Raw genomic sequence first — 16,678 nt, 5'->3', positions numbered from 1 at the left:
TGCCGCAGGAATCTGCTCCCTACCAGTTAGATACCCTTCTGGAACTGCACGTTGGCTTATTCGGCGTCCTCACGCGCCCAGTCACGGGTGCGGCTGACGGCTTTCTTCCAGCCTTTGTAGAGTTTCTCTTTCTCGACTTCGTCCAGGCTCGGTTCGAACTCGCGCTCGATCACTGCTTTGCCGCGCAGTTCTTCCAGGCTGCCCCAGAAACCGCAGGCCAGGCCGGCCAGATAGGCAGCGCCGAGTGCGGTGGTTTCGCGCATTTGCGGGCGCTCCACCTGAGTGCCGAGGATGTCGGCCTGGAACTGCATGAGGAAGTTGTTCGCCACCGCGCCGCCGTCCACGCGCAGGGCTTTGAGGCGTTCGCCGGAATCCTGTTGCATGGCGTCGAGTACGTCGCGGGTCTGGTAGGCGATCGACTCCAGCGCGGCGCGGATGATGTGATCCACGCGTACGCCGCGCGTCAGGCCAAACAGTGCGCCACGGGCATACGGGTCCCAGTACGGCGCGCCGAGACCGGTAAACGCCGGCACCAGATACACACCGTTGCTGTCCTTGACCTTGTTGGCAAAGTATTCGGTGTCGTGGGCGTCGTTGACGATTTTCAGTTCATCGCGCAGCCATTGCACGGTCGAACCGCCGTTGAACACGGCACCTTCGAGTGCGTAGGCAACTTCGCCGCGCGGGCCGCAGGCGATAGTGGTGAGCATGCCATGCTGGGATTTCACTGCTTTGTCGCCGGTGTTCATCAGCAGGAAGCAACCGGTGCCGTAGGTGTTTTTCGCCTGGCCCGGCTCCACGCACATCTGGCCGAACAGTGCTGCCTGCTGGTCGCCGGCGATACCGCCGATGGCGATGCCGCTCTTGGTGCGACCGTAGATTTCCGAGGAGGCTTTGACTTCCGGGAGCATTTCGCGGGGGATGTCGAGGATCTCCAGCATCTTCGAATCCCACTCCAGCGAGTGAATGTTGAAGAGCATGGTGCGCGAGGCGTTGGTGTAGTCGGTGACGTGCACCTTGCCGCCGGTGAATTTCCAGATCAGCCAGCTATCGACGGTGCCGAACAGCAGCTCGCCGTTGCGCGCGCGCTCACGGCTGCCTTCGACGTTGTCGAGGATCCACTTCAGTTTGGTGCCGGAGAAGTACGGGTCGGTGACCAGGCCGGTGGTGTCGCGGATGTAGTCTTCGTGACCATCGCGCTTGAGCTGCTGGCAGATCTCGGTGCTGCGGCGGCACTGCCAGACGATCGCGTTGTAGATCGGACGGCCAGTGGTCTTGTCCCAGACCACAGTGGTTTCACGCTGGTTGGTGATACCGATCGCGGCGACCTGGTCGTGATGCAGGCCGGCCTGGGCCAGCGCTTCAACCATCACCGCGCTCTGGGTGGCGAAAATTTCCATCGGGTCGTGCTCGACCCAACCGGCTTGCGGGTAATGCTGAACGAATTCGCGCTGCGCGGTGCAGACCACGTTCGCGTCGCGGTCGAAGATGATCGCGCGCGAGCTGGTCGTACCCTGATCAAGGGCAATGATGTAGTTCTTGTTCTGAATGTCGGTCATGTCGATTGCCTTGGACGAAAAAAACGAGAGTGGGCCGTGGCGCCGGCTCGGATGGGCAGGAGCCGGCGCCGACTGTTTCAAGAAGTTCTTGGTTTGCCGTCAATGGCCGGTTCTGCATCCTTTGTAGCAGGTGTGGCGCCGGTCAGGTGACGGGCAATCAGCCCGCGATACCCGGCAGCACCGAGGCAGGCACCGACAATCGGTGCAAAAATCGGAATCAGGAAATACGGAATATCACGACCACCGGTGAAGGAAATTTCACCCCAACCGGTAAAGAAAGTCATCAGTTTCGGACCGAAGTCACGCGCAGGGTTCATCGCGAAACCGGTCAGCGGGCCCATCGCACTGCCGATCACGGCAATCAGCAAACCGATCAGCAGCGGCGCCATCGGGCCGCGTGGCAGGCCGTTGTTGTCATCGGTCAGGGCCATGATCACGCCCATCAGGATCGCGGTGATGATCATCTCGACCAGAAATGCCTGGGCCGTCGACAGCACCGGGTTCGGGTAGGTCGAGAACACCGACGCCAATTCCAGGCTGGCGGCCGAGCCACGAACCATCTGGTGGGTTTGTTCGTAATCGAAGAACAGATTGCTGTAGAGCGTGTAGACCAGCAACGCGCCGCAGAAGGCGCCGGCGATTTGCGAAAGGATGTAGAACGGCAGTTTGCGCTTTTCGAAGTCAGCGAAGATTGCCAGAGCGATGCTCACGGCCGGGTTCAGGTGCGCGCCGGAAACCCCGGCGGTGAGGTAGATCGCCATGCTCACGCCGACGCCCCAGATGATGCTGATTTCCCACAGACCGAAGCTGGCGCCCGCGACTTTGAGCGCGGCGACACAACCGGTGCCGAAGAAGATCAGAAGGGCGGTGCCCAGGAATTCGGCTATGCATTGGCCGGAAAGCGATGGTTGCGGTAAAGCAGCTGTCATTGAAAACCTCGGTTCTTTTTCTTGTGTAGCGCCTTGCCAACGGAGCAGGGCGCGATCTTCACCGGGTCGGAATCCCCATTCGGTTCCCGGGTTACTGCTGGGTACTGCGCGGAGCATGATTCTTACATTATTCAGATTCGAAAAAATATAGACAAGAAACAAACCTGTCAAAGGTCGAAAGTGAACCGTCGGTCACAATAAAACTATTCGCCGCGTGAATGATCAGCGCCGCGAGCAGCTTGAATGCAGCGCGAAGCCACGGGATTCGCGGCTTGGAATAGAGCCTTTTGCCCAACGATGACCTAGAATCGGCCGCAGGTTTTTTTAAAGACTGCCGAACCCGGAGCTGCCATGACACCAGCGTTGGACTTGTTGAAAAAAGTTCGTGCCGAACATCGCGTGCACAGTTACGAACATGATCCGAAGGCCGCGTCCTACGGGCTGGAGGCAGCGGAGAAGCTCGGGCTCGCACCGGCGCAAGTGTTCAAAACCCTGCTGGCCGCCAGTGAAAAAGGCGAACTGCTGGTGGCTGTGGTGCCGGTCGTCGGAACGCTCGACCTCAAGGGCCTGGCCCATGCCGCTGGAGTGAAGAAAGCCGAAATGGCTGACCCGGCTGTCGCGCAACGTTCAACCGGCTACCTGTTGGGCGGCATCAGCCCGCTCGGGCAGAAGAAACGCCTGCGCACCTTCATCGACAATTCCGCTCAGGAGTTTGCGACTATCTATGTGAGTGCCGGGCGGCGAGGACTTGAAGTGGAGCTGGCGCCAGCAGTATTGGCTGAGCACACCCAGGCGCAGTTCGCCGATATCGGCCGGGCTTAAAATGCGCGCCCGCTGTATGAAGAAAAAATTGCGCTTCTGTCACTGGCACTGATCCGGGCCGCCGTTGCATGCTCGGTCGACCAATTCAGGGAGAAAATCATGCAGCTTGCGTTTCATCAGGTCGACGCGTTCAGTGATCGGCCGTTCAGTGGCAACCCGGCGATGGTCTATCGGCTCGACAGCTGGCTGGCCGATGACTTGATGCAGAAGATCGCCGCCGAACACAACCTGGCGGAGACTGCGTTTCTGGTGCGCGAAGGCCAGGCCTGGCATATCCGCTGGTTCACCCCGACCACCGAAGTGCCGCTGTGCGGGCATGCGACCCTGGCCAGCGCGTTTGTACTGTTCGAAATCTATAAGGAAAGTGCCGAGCGCATCGACTTCATCTGCAAGTCCGGGCCGCTGAGTGTCAGCCGCGAAGGCGATCGGCTGTGGCTGGATTTCCCGACGATCGTGCCTTCGGAAATCGGCGTGACGCTGGATGTCGAGCGGGCGCTGGGTGTCGAGGCGGTTGATGTGCTCGGCTCCAACGAACTGTTCGTGGTGCTGGAATCGGAGCAGGCCGTGCTCGACTGCCAACCGGACATGGCGGCGCTGGCGAAACTGCCATGGCTGGGCGCAATCGTCACCGCGCGTGGCAACCAGCACGACTTCGTCTCGCGCTATTTCGCCCCGGCCATCGGTATCAATGAAGACCCGGTGACCGGCTCGACCCATTGCAGCCTGATTCCGTACTGGGCCAAACGTCTGGGCAAATCGAACCTGACCGCGTGCCAGCGCTCGGCGCGGGGCGGGGAGTTGTTCTGTCGGCTGGAAGGTGAGCGGGTGAAGATTGGCGGCAATGCGACGCTGGTGGCCAGCGCTACCCTGTTTTTAGGCTGAGGCAATACCAACTGTGGGAGCGAGCCTGCTCGCGAAACCGGTCTTTCAGTCAACCTCTTCGGCGACTGAAACACCGCATTCGCGAGCAGGCTCGCTCCCACAATTTTGATCCCGCGCCGATCAGAAGCTGGTGCTGAACCGACGGACGCCGTTTTCCACCGCCGGAATCTGTGCCGCAGTGCTCCCCGAAGCCTGGAACAGCACCAGGTGATCCGCCGCTACGCGAATCCCGACCTGGGCGCCAACCAGATGATCGGCATGGCTGGGGAAGATCGATTCCAGTTGTGCACCGGTCGGCAGTTGCAGGCGATACAAGGTCGCCGCGCCGAGGAATGTCTTGCCGACAATCTGCGCCTGCAATGCGCTGTCCGGTGCATAAACAATGTCATCCGGACGCAACAGCACATCCACCGCACCGCCAATCGGCCAGGTGTAGGCGCGATTGCCGCGCAGTTCACCCAGCTCGGTCTGCACCGATTCCGGGGTGACGAGCTGACCGCGAATGAAGTAACCCTGACCGATGAAACTGGCGACATACGGCGTCGCCGGTTCGTGGTAGAGGTTGTAGGGCGTGTCCCACTGTTCCAGCCGACCTTCCTTGAACACGCCAACGTGATCGCTGACGGCGAAGGCTTCTTCCTGATCGTGGGTGACCAGAATCGCACTGGTACCACGGGCCTTGAGGATGTCGCGTACCTCATGGCTGAGCTTGCGGCGCAGTTCGCCATCTAGGTTGGAGAACGGCTCGTCGAGCAGCAACAGCTGCGGTTCCGGCGCCAGGGCGCGGGCGAGGGCGACCCGCTGTTGCTGGCCGCCGGACAGCTCGTGGGGGAAGCGCTTGCCGAGGTTTTTCAGGTTGACCAGTTCCAGCAGCTCTTCGCCCACGCGCGCCTTGTTCGGGTGCTTGCGAATGCCGAAAGCGATGTTGTCGGCCACACTCAGGTGCGGGAATAGCGCGTAATCCTGAAACACCATGCCGATCCGGCGTTTCTCCGGCGCCAGGGTGAAACCGGCGCTGGAGAGGGTTTCGCCACCGAGGGTGATTTCGCCTTCATGCACCGGTTCGAAACCGGCGATGGCGCGCAGGGTGGTGGTCTTGCCGCAGCCGGACGAGCCGAGCAGGCAGCCGATGTCGCCGGCGTTGAGGTGCAGATTGAGGTTCTGCACTACGCGTTGATCTTGATAGCCGCAAGCGAGGTTGCGCAGGTTCAGCAGTAATTCATGGCTCATGCGTGGTGATATGCCGGTTCGACGAGGAACTCGAGCAGGGCCTTCTGTGCGTGGAGACGGTTTTCTGCCTGATCCCAGGCGACGGAGCGCGGGTCATCGAGCAGGTCGAGACTGATTTCTTCGCCACGGTGCGCCGGCAGGCAGTGCATGAACAGCACGTCCTCGGCAGCGAGGTCGAGCAAGGCACGGTTGACCTGAAACGGCGCGAACAGCTTGAGGCGCTTGGCAGTTTCCTCTTCCTGGCCCATCGAAGTCCAGACGTCGGTGCTGACCAGATGCGCGCCACGCACGGCGTCTTGCGGATCGCGGACGATGGTCACGCGATCACCAGCCTGGGCGACGAATTCCGGGTTCGGCTCGTAACCTTCCGGGCAGGCAACGCGCAGCTGGAAGTCGAACTGGATCGCCGCTTCTATATAGCTGTTGCACATGTTGTTGCCGTCACCGATCCAGGCCACGGTCTTGCCCTGGATCGAGCCACGGTGCTCAAGAAAGGTCTGCATGTCGGCGAGCAACTGGCACGGGTGCAGATCATCGGACAGGCCGTTGATCACCGGCACCCGCGAGTTGGCGGCGAATTCGGTGAGGGTGCTGTGGGCGAAGGTGCGGATCATCACCGCATCGAGCATGCTCGACATGACGATGGCGCAATCGCTGATCGGCTCGCCACGGCCCAGTTGGGTATCGCGCGGGGACAGGAAGATTGCCTGGCCGCCGAGCTGGATCATGCCGGCCTCGAAGGAGATCCGGGTACGGGTCGAGGATTTTTCGAAGATCATCCCCAACACGCGGTTTTTCAGAGGCTCGAACAGTACGCCGCGGTTACGCAGGTCCTTGAGCTCAACGCCTCGACGGATCACGCTGACCAGCTCTTCGGGCGTGCAATCCATCAGGGAGAGAAAGTGCCTTGCGCTCATCATTGACTACCTTTTTGCTACAGACCGCAGATGCTCAAAGCCTTGTTTAACGGAACAACGGGCGAGACCTGCGGCGTAAGCCGCACGGGGCGACGAAATAGGGGGAGGCGCGATATTGACACTAAATGTCGCGTTTTTCCAATAGGGTACTTTTTCAGCGGGATTCGGAGCGCGGACCGAGCATTACGATCACGCATGTTGAAGCCGGATTCAGTACAGCGGTGAGCCTCTTTGTACACTGGCGCCGCCGCGCTTGGCAATGCGCCGCGACGGCAACGCAGCGGTCCTGGTCGGTTTGCGAACGCTGCGCCACCGATTCGCTTGGTCGGATGTTCAGACTGAAACATTTGCTAAAGCAAAGTGCTGGGTTATAAATAAGTTTCGAGCGACGCAGGAAGCCTCCGCATGGAATCGAAAGAACAACTGTTAATGGAGCTGCTGGGCCACACGGCTCGCTCTCTGACCCATCTCACCGCGTCAGTCACCTCGATGTCTTTCGAGTTGCTGCGCAGTGACGACGAAGTGGTCAAATCCGCCGGCCGACACATGATCGATCGCATGGCCACCATCAGCGCCGGGCTCGATGAGCACTGGCGGTTGATCGGCGAGCTCACCGGCGTGCACGTCGCCCACGAGCAGATCGAAACCATCCAGGAAATCCAGCTGGCCGCACCGCCGCAGTTGCCTTCGAACTGATCGCGGCGGTTTATCGGCTGCCCTGATAACCGTCGATTCACGAGACGAACGTCGCTGGCGCCTGCTCCGCGCACGGGCCATAGTTTTGTTCCCGCGGGCGTGATTGCCTGCCCCCGAACAAGACAGAGACTGGCCATGACCAAGACTCTTCACCACCGTGCGTGCCACCTGTGCGAAGCCATTTGCGGGCTGACCATCGAAACTACGGAAACCGATGGCGATGTCGCGATCACCTCGATCAAGGGCGATGCCCTCGACACCTTCAGCCGCGGCCATATCTGCCCGAAAGCCGTGGCCCTGCAGGACATTCAAAACGATCCCGACCGGCTGCGTCAGCCGATGCGCCGCGTCGGCAGCGAGTGGCTGCCGATCGAATGGGACGAGGCGTTTGCGCTGGTGGCCGAGAAACTCGCGGCGATTCAGGAACGTCACGGGCAGAACGCCGTTGCGGTGTATCAGGGCAATCCGAGCGTGCACAACTACGGCCTGATGACCCACAGCAATTACTTCCTGGGGTTGCTGAAAACCCGCAATCGCTACTCGGCAACGTCGGTCGATCAACTGCCACACCACCTCAGCAGCTATCTGATGTACGGCCACGGTTTGCTGTTACCGATTCCCGATATCGATCACACCGATTTCATGCTGATCCTCGGCGGCAATCCGCTGGCGTCCAACGGCAGCATCATGACCGTGCCGGATGTCGAGAAGCGCCTGAAGGCGATTCAGGCGCGCGGCGGCAAAGTGGTGGTGGTCGATCCGCGCCGCAGCGAAACCGCAGCGATGGCCGATCAGCACGTGTTCGTCCGCCCGGGCGGCGATGCGGCGCTGTTGTTCGGCATGCTCAATACGCTGTTCAGCGAAGGCCTGACCCGCGACAGCCATTTGCCGGTCGATGGCCTCGACGAGGTGCGCAGCGCCGTGGCTGCGTTTAGTGCCGAAGCGATGAGCCCGCTCTGCGCAGTGCCTGCCGAACACATCCGCCAACTGGCGCGCGACTTCGCTGCCGCGCCAAGCGCCGTCTGCTATGGACGCATGGGCGTCTCGACCCAGGCCTTCGGCACCTTGTGTCATTGGGTGGTGCAGTTGATCAACCTGGTCACGGGCAACCTCGACCGCGTTGGCGGTGCCCTGTGCACCGAGCCAGCGGTGGACCTGGTGGCGTCGACCTCGGGCGGGCATTTCAACAAATGGCAGAGCCGGGTTTCCGGGCGTCCTGAATACGGCGGCGAGTTGCCGGTCTCGGCGCTCGCTGAAGAAATGCTCACGGAGGGCGAGGGGCAGATCCGCGCGCTGATCACCGTGGCCGGCAACCCGGTGTTGTCGACACCCAACGGCCGGCAACTGGAACAGGCGCTGGACGGCCTCGACTTCATGCTCAGCATCGACCTGTACATCAACGAAACCACGCGCTATGCCGATCTGATCCTGCCGTCGACCTCGGCGCTGGAAAACGATCACTACGACACCACTTTCAACCTGTTTGCGGTGCGTAACGTGACCCGCTTCAATCGCGCGATCCTCGCCAAGCCCGAGGGTGCGCTGCACGACTGGGAGATCTTCGTCGGTTTGGCCAAGGCCTTCGCCGAGAAAACCGGCAAGGAGCTGAAACCAACGATGCCGCCGGCGAAGATGATCGATATGGGCCTGCGCATGGGCCGCTATGGCGATGCGTCCGAGCACAAGTTGTCGTTGGCGACGCTGTTCGATCATCCGCACGGCATTGATCTGGGTGCGCTGAAACCGAATCTGGCATCACGTCTGAAAACGCCGAATCAGCGTATCCAGGCCGCACCGCCGGAAATTCTCGCTGACCTCGCTCGCTTTGCCGCGTTGCAGGCGCCGGCTGCCGATGAGTTGTTGATGATCGGCCGCCGCCATGTGCGCAGCAACAATTCGTGGATGCACAATTTTCATCGACTGGTGAAGGGCAAGCCGCGGCATCAGTTGCTGATGCACCCGGATGATCTGGCCAGCCGTGGCCTGGCCGACGGGCAACGGGTTCGGGTGAGTTCGCGGGTCGGGCAGATCGAGGTGGAAGTGCTCGCCAGTCTCGACATGATGAAAGGCGTGGTCAGCCTGCCGCACGGCTGGGGCCATGCGCGCCCGGGCGTGCAGATGGCGATCGCCAGCGGCCAGCCGGGATCGAGCGCCAACGACCTGACCGACGAGTGCCAGCTTGACGAACTGTCGGGCAACGCGGCGTTGAACGGTGTGCCGGTGACAGTGGCGGCGGCTTGAGCGGGTCTGTCGGGGAGACCGAGCATGGCGCTCGGGATTCCGTTACAATGCGCCACCGTGCCGACCTCTGAGTCGGAAAGTTCAGCCGAGGTGCTCCATGGATATCATCGAAACGATTAAAGAGCAGATTGCCAACAACACCATTCTGCTTTACATGAAAGGCTCGCCGAATGCCCCGCAGTGCGGCTTCTCCGCAAAAGCTGCGCAAGCCGTGATGGCCTGTGGTGAAAAGTTCGCGTACGTGGACATCCTGCAGAACCCGGAAATCCGCGCCAACCTGCCAAAATACGCCAACTGGCCGACTTTCCCGCAACTGTGGGTCGGCGGTGAACTGGTCGGCGGCAGCGACATCATGACCGAGATGGCTGCAGACGGTTCGCTGCAAAGCACCATCAAGGCAGCTGTCGAAGCGGCAGCGGCGAACAAGTCCGAAGCCTGATTCGCTCCTGCAGGGATTTCGCAACCTCTGAAATCCCGGCGATAAAAAAGCCCCGCACCTCGAAAGAGGGCGGGGCTTTTTAGTATCTTGCGAGGGTCAGATCACTCTTCGCCCATCTGCGACTGCAGATAGTTTTCCAGGCCGATCTTGTCGATCAGGCCGAGCTGGGTTTCCAGCCAGTCGATGTGTTCTTCTTCCGACTCGAGAATGTCTTCGAGCAGTTCACGGCTGCCGAAGTCGCCAACGGTTTCGCAATGGGCGATGGCGGCTTTCAGGTCAGCGTGGCCGGTCTTTTCGATGCGCAGGTCGCATTCGAGCATTTCGCGGGTGTGTTCGCCGATGTGCAGCTTGCCCAGGTCCTGCACATTCGGCAGGCCTTCAAGGAACAGGATGCGCTTGATCAGCTTGTCCGCGTGTTTCATCTCGTCGATGGATTCGTGGTATTCGTGCTTGCCGAGCTTGTTCAGACCCCAATCTTCATACATGCGTGCATGCAGGAAGTACTGATTGATCGCGACCAGCTCATTGGCAAGGATCTTGTTGAGATGCTGGATGACTGTAATGTCGCCTTTCATGATCGGAGTCCTGCCCTGTATTAACCGTATATAAGGCGGAGTTTGAGCTTGGTGTTTATAAGTGTCAAACCTAAGTTATTGAATAATAAATGAAAATTAATCGGAATAAGAATGTTTGTGTTCCGCGTCTGGAGGCTAAGCAATTGATTTTCAGGCATAAAAAAACCGGACATCTAGTCCGGTTCTTTGAAATGGGGCATTTACGCAGCAGTAAATTCTACCGGGTAAGGGATCGCGGCATGGGCGGTTTGCAGCTTGGTCAGGGTTTCGCGCACCACTTCCTTGGCAAGGCAGGCACATTTGCCGCACTGGCTGGCGACGCCGGTGGCCTGGCGAACTTCTTTGTAGCTGCAGCAACCTTCATAGATCGCTTCGCGGATCTGTCCGTCGGTGACGCCAGTGCAGAGGCAAACATACATAAGTAAGAACCGTCGCTGGTTGTGACTCAATTGCGATGGATCTTAATGTTAACGAGAATGATTGTCAAAGTGCTTTCGGAACGCTTCGCAGCCAATTTCCCAGCGACTGACGAACGGTATTTTCCAAATGCGCGTCTGACCCCATGAATACGCAGTGGATAACCGAACAGGGAAAATCCGTTACGGACAGGCCAAACACGCAGTGTATGATGGTCGTCCCTTGCGAAGAGGGTTCGTGTCACAGGGCTGTCGCCTGAGGGTGACAGGCTGGCCCGGACCCTGAACTTCAAGTTTCTACACCAGGAGATATCAATGAGCGTACTCGTAGGCAAACAAGCCCCAGACTTCACCGTCCCGGCCGTACTCGGCAATGGCGAGATCGTTGACAGCTTCACCCTGTCCTCGGCCATCAAAGGCAAATACGGCCTGGTGTTCTTCTACCCGCTGGACTTCACCTTCGTCTGCCCGTCCGAGCTGATCGCTCTGGACAACCGCATGGCTGACTTCAAGGCGCGCAACGTTGAAGTGATCGCTGTGTCGATCGACTCGCACTTCACCCACAACGCCTGGCGCAACACTCCAGTGAACAATGGCGGCATCGGTCAGGTGAAATACACCATGGCTGCCGACATGAAGCACGACATCGCCAAGGCTTACGACGTTGAATCTGAAGGCGGCGTGGCTTTCCGCGGCGCGTTCCTGATCGACGACAAAGGCGTGGTTCGCTCGCAGATCATCAACGACCTGCCGCTGGGCCGTAACATGGAAGAGCTGATCCGTCTGGTCGACGCGCTGCAATTCCACGAAGAGCACGGCGAAGTCTGCCCGGCCAACTGGAAGAAAGGCGACAAAGGCATGAACGCTTCGCCAGAAGGCGTTGCGGCTTACCTGACTGAGAACGCTGCTGCCCTGTAAGGCGCAACGTCGAGGTACAAAAAAACCGGCCCATGTGGCCGGTTTTTTTATGCGCGGGATTTGTTCGTCGAGGATCAGTCGTCGAAGTCTTCCCAGCCGCCCATCTGCTTCCAGCGATTGACGATGCCGCAGAACAGCTCAGCGGTCTTTTCGGTGTCGTAGCGCGCCGAGTGCGCCTCACGACCGTCGAAATCGATGCCGGCGGCCTGACAGGCTTTCGCCAGCACGGTCTGACCGTACGCCAGACCCGCCAAGGTCGCGGTGTCGAAACTGGAGAACGGGTGGAACGGGTTGCGCTTCATGTCCAGCCGCGCGACTGCAGCGTTGAGAAAGCCCAGATCGAAGCTGCTGTTGTGCCCGACCAGAATCGCCCGTTTGCAGCCGTTGGCTTTCAGGGCCTTGCGGATGCCACGGAAAATGTCGGTCAGTGCGGTTTCTTCGCTGACGGCCATGCGCAGCGGATGATCAAGCTTGATCCCGGTGAACTCCAGCGCTGCCGCTTCAACGTTCGCACCTTCAAACGGCTCGACGCGGAAGAAGTAGGTGTGATCCGGGTAGACGAAACCCTTTTCATCCATGGCGATGGTGGTCGCGGCAATCTCCAGCAAGGCATCGGTGGCTGCGTTGAAGCCACCGGTTTCTACGTCGACGACAACCGGCAGGTAGCCGCGAAAACGCGCTGCCATCGGGTGACGGGAACCGCCGCCACCACTTTGACCGTCCAGCTCATCGTCGAAATGCTCTTCACTCACGCGTGTTCCTCCAGCAGGCGCCAGCGCAGTTTTTCACCGGCGCGCAGCGGGATAACGGTCAGCTCGCCAAATGGCAGGCTGGTTGGGGCGGTCCATTCTTCGCGAACCAGGGTGATGCGATCGGTGTTTGCCGGCAGGCCGTAGAAACGCGGGCCGTTGAGGCTGGCGAAGGCTTCGAGCTTGTCCAGCGCGTTACGCTGTTCGAACGCTTCGGCATACATCTCGATGGCGGCGTAAGCGGTGTAGCAACCGGCGCAACCGCAGGCCGCTTCCTTGGCATGCTGGGCGTGGGGCGCCGAGTCGGTGCCGAGGAAGAACTTGGCGCTGCCACTGGTGGCGGCGTCGAGCAAGGCTTCCTGATGGGTGTTGCGCTTGAGAATCGGCAAGCAGTAGAAGTGCGGCCGAATCCCACCGACCAGCATGTGGTTGCGGTTGTACAGCAGGTGATGCGCGGTGATGGTCGCGCCAACGTTGGCCGAAGCCTCGTTGACGAACTGCACGGCGTCGCCGGTGGTGATGTGTTCGAACACCACTTTAAGCGTCGGGAAACGCTCGACCACGCGGCGCATGTGCTCGTCGATGAAAATCTTTTCGCGGTCGAACACATCGACGTCGCCACGGGTGACCTCACCGTGGATCAACAGCGGCATGCCGACTTCGGCCATGGCTTCCAGCGCCGGGAAGATCTTGTCGATGCTGGTCACGCCGGAATCGGAATTGGTGGTCGCGCCGGCCGGATAGAGCTTGGCGGCGTAGACGAAACCGCTGGCCTTGGCCTGACGAATTTCTTCCGGTTGGGTGCGGTCGGTGAGGTACAGCACCATCAACGGCTCGAACTGACTGCCGGCCGGGCGGGCAGCGAGAATGCGCTGACGATAGCCGTCGGCTTCAGCGGCGTTGCGCACCGGCGGTACCAGGTTCGGCATGATGATCGCGCGCCCGAAGGTGCGGGCCACATCGGCAACGGTATTGGTCAACACGGCACCATCGCGAAGATGAATGTGCCAGTCGTCGGGACGCAGCAGGGTCAGGCGGTCGGTCATGAGGGGATTCCAGGCGGGTCAAACTGAGGCGAATGCTACCGGAAAAGACTCTTGCAGGCACCCGCTATCAAGTTTTGCCACAAGCGTCCGATATCCCGAAGGTATGCCGTAAACATTGTGTGAATCGGTGTTTGTGTTTCACAAGCCAATGGAGCCTCCCGTGCGCCAGCGTTATTTAGCCCTGCTCAGTGTGTTTGCCAGCCTTCCCGCGATGGCGCTGACTTACCAGACCCGTCTGGAGAACATTGAGTGGACGGTCGCCGGCGACCAGTTCGAATGCCGCCTGACGCAACCGATCACTGATTTCGGCTCGGGCGAGTTCGTGCGCAAGGCCGGTGAGCAGGCGATCTTTCGCCTGAATGCCTACAACGCCATGCTTGGCGGTGGTTCGGCGACGTTGCTCGCTGCCGCTGCACCGTGGCAGCCGGGGCGTGGCGACATCAATCTGGGCTCGGTACGGCTGGGCAGTGGCAATGTGTTGTTCAACAGCTCGCAATCCCAGGCCGGTGGGCTGATCAGCGGTCTGCTGGACGGCCGCAGCCCGGTAGTTCGCCGTGCGTCTGGCGATGGCCGGGTGTCGGAAGTGCGTTTGCTGCCGGTGAAGTTCAGCAAGGCGTTCAACGACTATCAAGGCTGTGTGGCGAAATTGCTGCCGCAGAATTTCGACCAGATCAAGCAGTCGCAGATCGGCTTCCCCGGCGAAGGCGTTGAGCTGGACCCGGCTGCCAAGGCCAAGCTGCAAGTGATGCTCGAATACATGAAGGCCGACACGACGGTGAACCACATCGACCTCGACGGTCATTCCGACAACAGCGGCAATCGTCTGACCAACCGCGAATTGTCGCGCCGCCGCGCGCTGGCGGTGGTGGATTTCTTCAAGGCCAACGGCATTCAGGAATCGCAGATCACCGTGCGTTTCCACGGCGAGCAGTATCCGATCGTGCCGAATACCAGCAAGGCCAATCGTGCGAAGAATCGTCGGGTGAACGTGAAACTGTCGCGTGTGGCGCCGACCACAGCCCCTGCGCCGGCACCGCAAGCGGGTACGCCAGCCACCGCCGCAACGACTTCCTGACTCGCCGGTCATCGTCGCGCTCTCGACAGATTCTGTCGCTTTGTCGTCTTAAGCTGTCGCGCCTCTGTAAATTATCGCGTTTGAGCGGTAGACTCCCCGGCTTTCCGTAGAACCCCGTGGAGTGATGGCATGGCGGACGTAAACAAGGTCGTTCTGGCGTATTCCGGCGGCCTGGACACTTCGGTGATCCTTAAGTGGCTGCAGGATACTTATAACTGTGAAGTGGTGACTTTCACCGCCGATCTCGGTCAAGGCGAAGAGGTCGAGCCGGCCCGCGCCAAGGCTCAGGCCATGGGCGTCAAAGAAATCTACATCGACGATCTGCGCGAAGAGTTCGTGCGTGATTTCGTGTTCCCGATGTTCCGCGCCAACACCGTTTACGAAGGCGAGTACCTGCTGGGTACTTCCATCGCCCGTCCGCTGATTGCCAAGCGCCTGATCGAAATCGCCAACGAAACCGGCGCCGACGCCATTTCCCATGGCGCCACCGGCAAGGGCAACGACCAGGTGCGCTTCGAACTGGGCGCCTACGCGCTCAAGCCAGGCGTGAAAGTGATCGCCCCTTGGCGCGAGTGGGACCTGCTGTCGCGCGAGAAGCTGATGGACTACGCCGAGAAGCACGCGATCCCGATCGAACGCCACGGCAAGAAAAAATCTCCGTACTCGATGGACGCCAACCTGCTGCACATCTCTTATGAAGGCGGCGTGCTGGAAGACACCTGGACCGAGCACGAAGAAGACATGTGGCGCTGGACCGTCTCCCCGGAGAAGGCTCCCGACACCCCGCAGTACCTGGAACTGACCTACCGCAACGGCGACATCGTGGCGCTGGACGGCGTCGAAATGACCCCGGCCACCGTGCTGGCGACGCTGAACAAGATCGGCGGCGAGCACGGCATCGGTCGTCTCGACATCGTCGAAAACCGTTATGTCGGCATGAAGTCTCGTGGCTGCTACGAAACCCCGGGCGGCACCATCATGCTGCGCGCTCACCGCGCCATCGAATCGATCACCCTGGACCGCGAAGTCGCTCACCTCAAAGACGAGCTGATGCCCAAGTACGCCAGCCTGATCTACACCGGTTACTGGTGGAGCCCGGAGCGTCTGATGCTGCAACAGATGATCGACGCTTCGCAGGTCAACGTGAACGGCGTAGTGCGCCTGAAGCTGTACAAGGGCAACGTCATCGTCACCGGCCGCAAGTCCGACGATTCGCTGTTCGACGCCAACATCGCCACCTTCGAAGAAGACGGCGGTGCTTACAATCAGGCGGATGCGGCGGGCTTCATCAAGCTCAACGCGCTGCGCATGCGCATTGCTGCCAACAAGGGCCGCAAGTTGTTCTGAGTAGCTCAGACTGACGCGCAGTAAAAAAGGCGGCCTGTGCAGGGCCGCCTTTTTTTTAACATTTTTTTCTGGTTCATCAGGCTCCCTCGTGTGTCTTCGCGCAGGCTTGACCCGGTTCAGCTGGTTCGTCCCAGTAATGTCACCGTCTGCGAACACAGGTTATATACGATGCACAGTGTGGCTCCTGAGCCTTTCTTGGCCTGCCTGATCTGTTGCAATGCGGAGTGGGCAATCGCGTCCGACGCATGATTACAAAGAAATACGAGAACCCGCGCGTGCTTTTTATCGACGCCTTTTAGCGTTTCGAAGATGGCATCGAATTCCTTCGCTGCATCAATGCCTCTTGCGTCAATGATGTTCAGTTCACTTACCCAGGGTGACAGCTTGATATTCTGCACAACCGGATGGGTTCGGTCGCGTGGACCGAGCGGTGGGTCCGGCGCGTTGTGAACTCTGCAGGGAATCGGGAATCGGCCTGGTCCGGTTTTACCCGACACGATGCAACTGGTCAGCTCAAAAGCGCAACGCTCGCCTGCTTCGCGAAAGGATTCGTCCCTCTGGTTATTTTGAGTAGTTTTCAAAAAGCTTTTGTCTTTGCCGAAGTCTGAAGGCGAATAAAGCGAGCGATGATTGAAGTTGAGAGTGATAAAGAACAGGAATAACAAGTAAAAGGGAAAGCTGATCAAAAACCAGACATAAATTTCTCGGTCTTTATTGTCAAGAAACGGTAACGATACCGCCGCCGAAGTTTCCGAAAGAATTGCAAATATGGCGATGACTGTCATGGGGTTGGTGATTTTGTTTTTTATCTTTAGCATAGTTTTGCTTCTACGTAGT

General features: G+C 59.7%; 17 protein-coding genes. 8 read left to right on the top strand and 9 right to left on the bottom strand.

Annotated elements, in window-relative coordinates; translation table 11 throughout:
• Window positions 1–56 precede the first annotated feature (56 nt).
• On the bottom strand, window positions 57–1,559 hold the full coding sequence (gene glpK / locus KVG87_RS15105) for a glycerol kinase GlpK (RefSeq protein WP_217851389.1): 1,503 nt from the start codon (window positions 1,557–1,559) through the stop codon (window positions 57–59).
• Window positions 1,560–1,636: 77 nt separating this feature from the next.
• The gene (locus tag KVG87_RS15100) at window positions 1,637–2,488 is read right to left on the bottom strand and encodes an MIP/aquaporin family protein (RefSeq protein ID WP_071173440.1); all 852 of its coding nucleotides are present in this window, start codon (window positions 2,486–2,488) and stop codon (window positions 1,637–1,639) included.
• A gap of 351 nt (window positions 2,489–2,839) precedes the next feature.
• Between KVG87_RS15100 and ybaK the strand changes: the two genes are divergently transcribed.
• Window positions 2,840–3,310, top strand: a complete 471-nt coding sequence (ybaK, locus tag KVG87_RS15095) for a Cys-tRNA(Pro) deacylase (RefSeq protein ID WP_217851387.1) — start codon at window positions 2,840–2,842, stop codon at window positions 3,308–3,310.
• Window positions 3,311–3,409: 99 nt separating this feature from the next.
• Complete coding sequence (locus KVG87_RS15090; protein ID WP_217851384.1) at window positions 3,410–4,192, top strand: PhzF family phenazine biosynthesis protein; 783 nt, start codon at window positions 3,410–3,412, stop codon at window positions 4,190–4,192.
• A gap of 120 nt (window positions 4,193–4,312) precedes the next feature.
• Here the strand turns inward: KVG87_RS15090 and KVG87_RS15085 are convergent, their stop codons facing one another.
• Together KVG87_RS15085 and argF are read right to left on the bottom strand one after the other, a co-directional pair.
• Window positions 4,313–5,422, bottom strand: a complete 1,110-nt coding sequence (locus KVG87_RS15085) for an ABC transporter ATP-binding protein (protein ID WP_217851382.1) — start codon at window positions 5,420–5,422, stop codon at window positions 4,313–4,315.
• A complete protein-coding gene (argF, locus tag KVG87_RS15080; RefSeq protein ID WP_024014160.1) occupies window positions 5,419–6,339 on the bottom strand; it encodes an ornithine carbamoyltransferase in 921 nt (306 codons plus the stop codon). Before argF ends, KVG87_RS15085 begins: the two co-directional genes overlap by 4 nt.
• A 405-nt stretch (window positions 6,340–6,744) precedes the next feature.
• On the opposite strand from argF, the gene plzR reads away from it, so the two are divergent.
• The 3 genes from plzR (at window position 6,745) to grxD (ending at window position 9,715) form a co-directional block, all read left to right on the top strand.
• Window positions 6,745–7,035 carry a PlzR type 4 pili assembly inhibitor gene (plzR, locus tag KVG87_RS15075; protein WP_041479870.1) on the top strand — a complete coding sequence of 97 codons (291 nt, stop codon included), beginning with the start codon at window positions 6,745–6,747 and terminating at the stop codon, window positions 7,033–7,035.
• Between the two features lie 135 nt (window positions 7,036–7,170).
• A complete protein-coding gene (locus KVG87_RS15070; RefSeq protein ID WP_217851380.1) occupies window positions 7,171–9,276 on the top strand; it encodes a molybdopterin oxidoreductase family protein in 2,106 nt (701 codons plus the stop codon).
• 97 nt (window positions 9,277–9,373) lie between these two features.
• Window positions 9,374–9,715, top strand: coding sequence for a Grx4 family monothiol glutaredoxin (grxD, locus tag KVG87_RS15065; RefSeq protein ID WP_016773402.1), 342 nt, complete (start codon window positions 9,374–9,376; stop codon window positions 9,713–9,715).
• 101 nt (window positions 9,716–9,816) lie between these two features.
• Here grxD and bfr read toward each other — a convergent pair whose 3' ends face one another.
• A complete protein-coding gene (bfr, locus tag KVG87_RS15060) occupies window positions 9,817–10,290 on the bottom strand; it encodes a bacterioferritin (RefSeq protein WP_016773403.1) in 474 nt (157 codons plus the stop codon).
• 200 nt (window positions 10,291–10,490) lie between these two features.
• The gene (locus KVG87_RS15055; protein WP_217851378.1) at window positions 10,491–10,709 is read right to left on the bottom strand and encodes a bacterioferritin-associated ferredoxin; all 219 of its coding nucleotides are present in this window, start codon (window positions 10,707–10,709) and stop codon (window positions 10,491–10,493) included.
• A gap of 312 nt (window positions 10,710–11,021) precedes the next feature.
• On the opposite strand from KVG87_RS15055, the gene KVG87_RS15050 reads away from it, so the two are divergent.
• A complete protein-coding gene (locus tag KVG87_RS15050; RefSeq protein WP_003227723.1) occupies window positions 11,022–11,624 on the top strand; it encodes a peroxiredoxin in 603 nt (200 codons plus the stop codon).
• A gap of 74 nt (window positions 11,625–11,698) precedes the next feature.
• Here KVG87_RS15050 and rnt read toward each other — a convergent pair whose 3' ends face one another.
• Together rnt and pyrC are read right to left on the bottom strand one after the other, a co-directional pair.
• A complete protein-coding gene (gene rnt, locus KVG87_RS15045) occupies window positions 11,699–12,376 on the bottom strand; it encodes a ribonuclease T (RefSeq protein ID WP_041479868.1) in 678 nt (225 codons plus the stop codon).
• Complete coding sequence (pyrC, locus tag KVG87_RS15040) at window positions 12,373–13,419, bottom strand: dihydroorotase (protein WP_076564005.1); 1,047 nt, start codon at window positions 13,417–13,419, stop codon at window positions 12,373–12,375. Before pyrC ends, rnt begins: the two co-directional genes overlap by 4 nt.
• Window positions 13,420–13,579: 160 nt before the next feature.
• Between pyrC and KVG87_RS15035 the strand changes: the two genes are divergently transcribed.
• Together KVG87_RS15035 and KVG87_RS15030 are read left to right on the top strand one after the other, a co-directional pair.
• Window positions 13,580–14,494 (top strand): flagellar protein MotY, encoded by a 915-nt coding sequence (locus tag KVG87_RS15035; RefSeq protein WP_217851376.1) that lies wholly within the window; start codon window positions 13,580–13,582, stop codon window positions 14,492–14,494.
• A 129-nt stretch (window positions 14,495–14,623) separates the two neighbouring features.
• Entirely contained in the window at window positions 14,624–15,841 is a 1,218-nt protein-coding gene (locus KVG87_RS15030) for an argininosuccinate synthase (protein WP_007953201.1), read from the top strand.
• Window positions 15,842–15,957: 116 nt separating this feature from the next.
• Here the strand turns inward: KVG87_RS15030 and KVG87_RS15025 are convergent, their stop codons facing one another.
• Complete coding sequence (locus KVG87_RS15025) at window positions 15,958–16,659, bottom strand: hypothetical protein (protein WP_076564003.1); 702 nt, start codon at window positions 16,657–16,659, stop codon at window positions 15,958–15,960.
• Between the last annotated feature and the right edge of the window lie 19 nt (window positions 16,660–16,678).

Origin of the sequence: Pseudomonas siliginis, assembly GCF_019145195.1 — a bacterium.
Taxonomy (GTDB): domain Bacteria; phylum Pseudomonadota; class Gammaproteobacteria; order Pseudomonadales; family Pseudomonadaceae; genus Aquipseudomonas; species Aquipseudomonas siliginis.
The sequence above is the reverse complement of the archived record's forward strand: the minus strand, read 5'-3'. Positions and strand labels throughout refer to the sequence as shown.

What these genes read in the sequence shown, in the direction of transcription:
- KVG87_RS15050 (WP_003227723.1), top strand. Translation starts at nt 11,022, where the DNA reads ATGAGCGTACTCGTAGGCAAACAAGCCCCAGACTTCACCGTCCCGGCC.
- KVG87_RS15070 (WP_217851380.1), top strand. Translation starts at nt 7,171, where the DNA reads ATGACCAAGACTCTTCACCACCGTGCGTGCCACCTGTGCGAAGCCATT.
- KVG87_RS15025 (WP_076564003.1), bottom strand. Translation starts at nt 16,659, where the DNA reads ATGCTAAAGATAAAAAACAAAATCACCAACCCCATGACAGTCATCGCC.
- ybaK (WP_217851387.1), top strand. Translation starts at nt 2,840, where the DNA reads ATGACACCAGCGTTGGACTTGTTGAAAAAAGTTCGTGCCGAACATCGC.
- KVG87_RS15085 (WP_217851382.1), bottom strand. Translation starts at nt 5,422, where the DNA reads ATGAGCCATGAATTACTGCTGAACCTGCGCAACCTCGCTTGCGGCTAT.
- plzR (WP_041479870.1), top strand. Translation starts at nt 6,745, where the DNA reads ATGGAATCGAAAGAACAACTGTTAATGGAGCTGCTGGGCCACACGGCT.
- KVG87_RS15090 (WP_217851384.1), top strand. Translation starts at nt 3,410, where the DNA reads ATGCAGCTTGCGTTTCATCAGGTCGACGCGTTCAGTGATCGGCCGTTC.
- bfr (WP_016773403.1), bottom strand. Translation starts at nt 10,290, where the DNA reads ATGAAAGGCGACATTACAGTCATCCAGCATCTCAACAAGATCCTTGCC.
- grxD (WP_016773402.1), top strand. Translation starts at nt 9,374, where the DNA reads ATGGATATCATCGAAACGATTAAAGAGCAGATTGCCAACAACACCATT.
- argF (WP_024014160.1), bottom strand. Translation starts at nt 6,339, where the DNA reads ATGAGCGCAAGGCACTTTCTCTCCCTGATGGATTGCACGCCCGAAGAG.
- KVG87_RS15055 (WP_217851378.1), bottom strand. Translation starts at nt 10,709, where the DNA reads ATGTATGTTTGCCTCTGCACTGGCGTCACCGACGGACAGATCCGCGAA.
- KVG87_RS15030 (WP_007953201.1), top strand. Translation starts at nt 14,624, where the DNA reads ATGGCGGACGTAAACAAGGTCGTTCTGGCGTATTCCGGCGGCCTGGAC.
- pyrC (WP_076564005.1), bottom strand. Translation starts at nt 13,419, where the DNA reads ATGACCGACCGCCTGACCCTGCTGCGTCCCGACGACTGGCACATTCAT.
- glpK (WP_217851389.1), bottom strand. Translation starts at nt 1,559, where the DNA reads ATGACCGACATTCAGAACAAGAACTACATCATTGCCCTTGATCAGGGT.
- KVG87_RS15100 (WP_071173440.1), bottom strand. Translation starts at nt 2,488, where the DNA reads ATGACAGCTGCTTTACCGCAACCATCGCTTTCCGGCCAATGCATAGCC.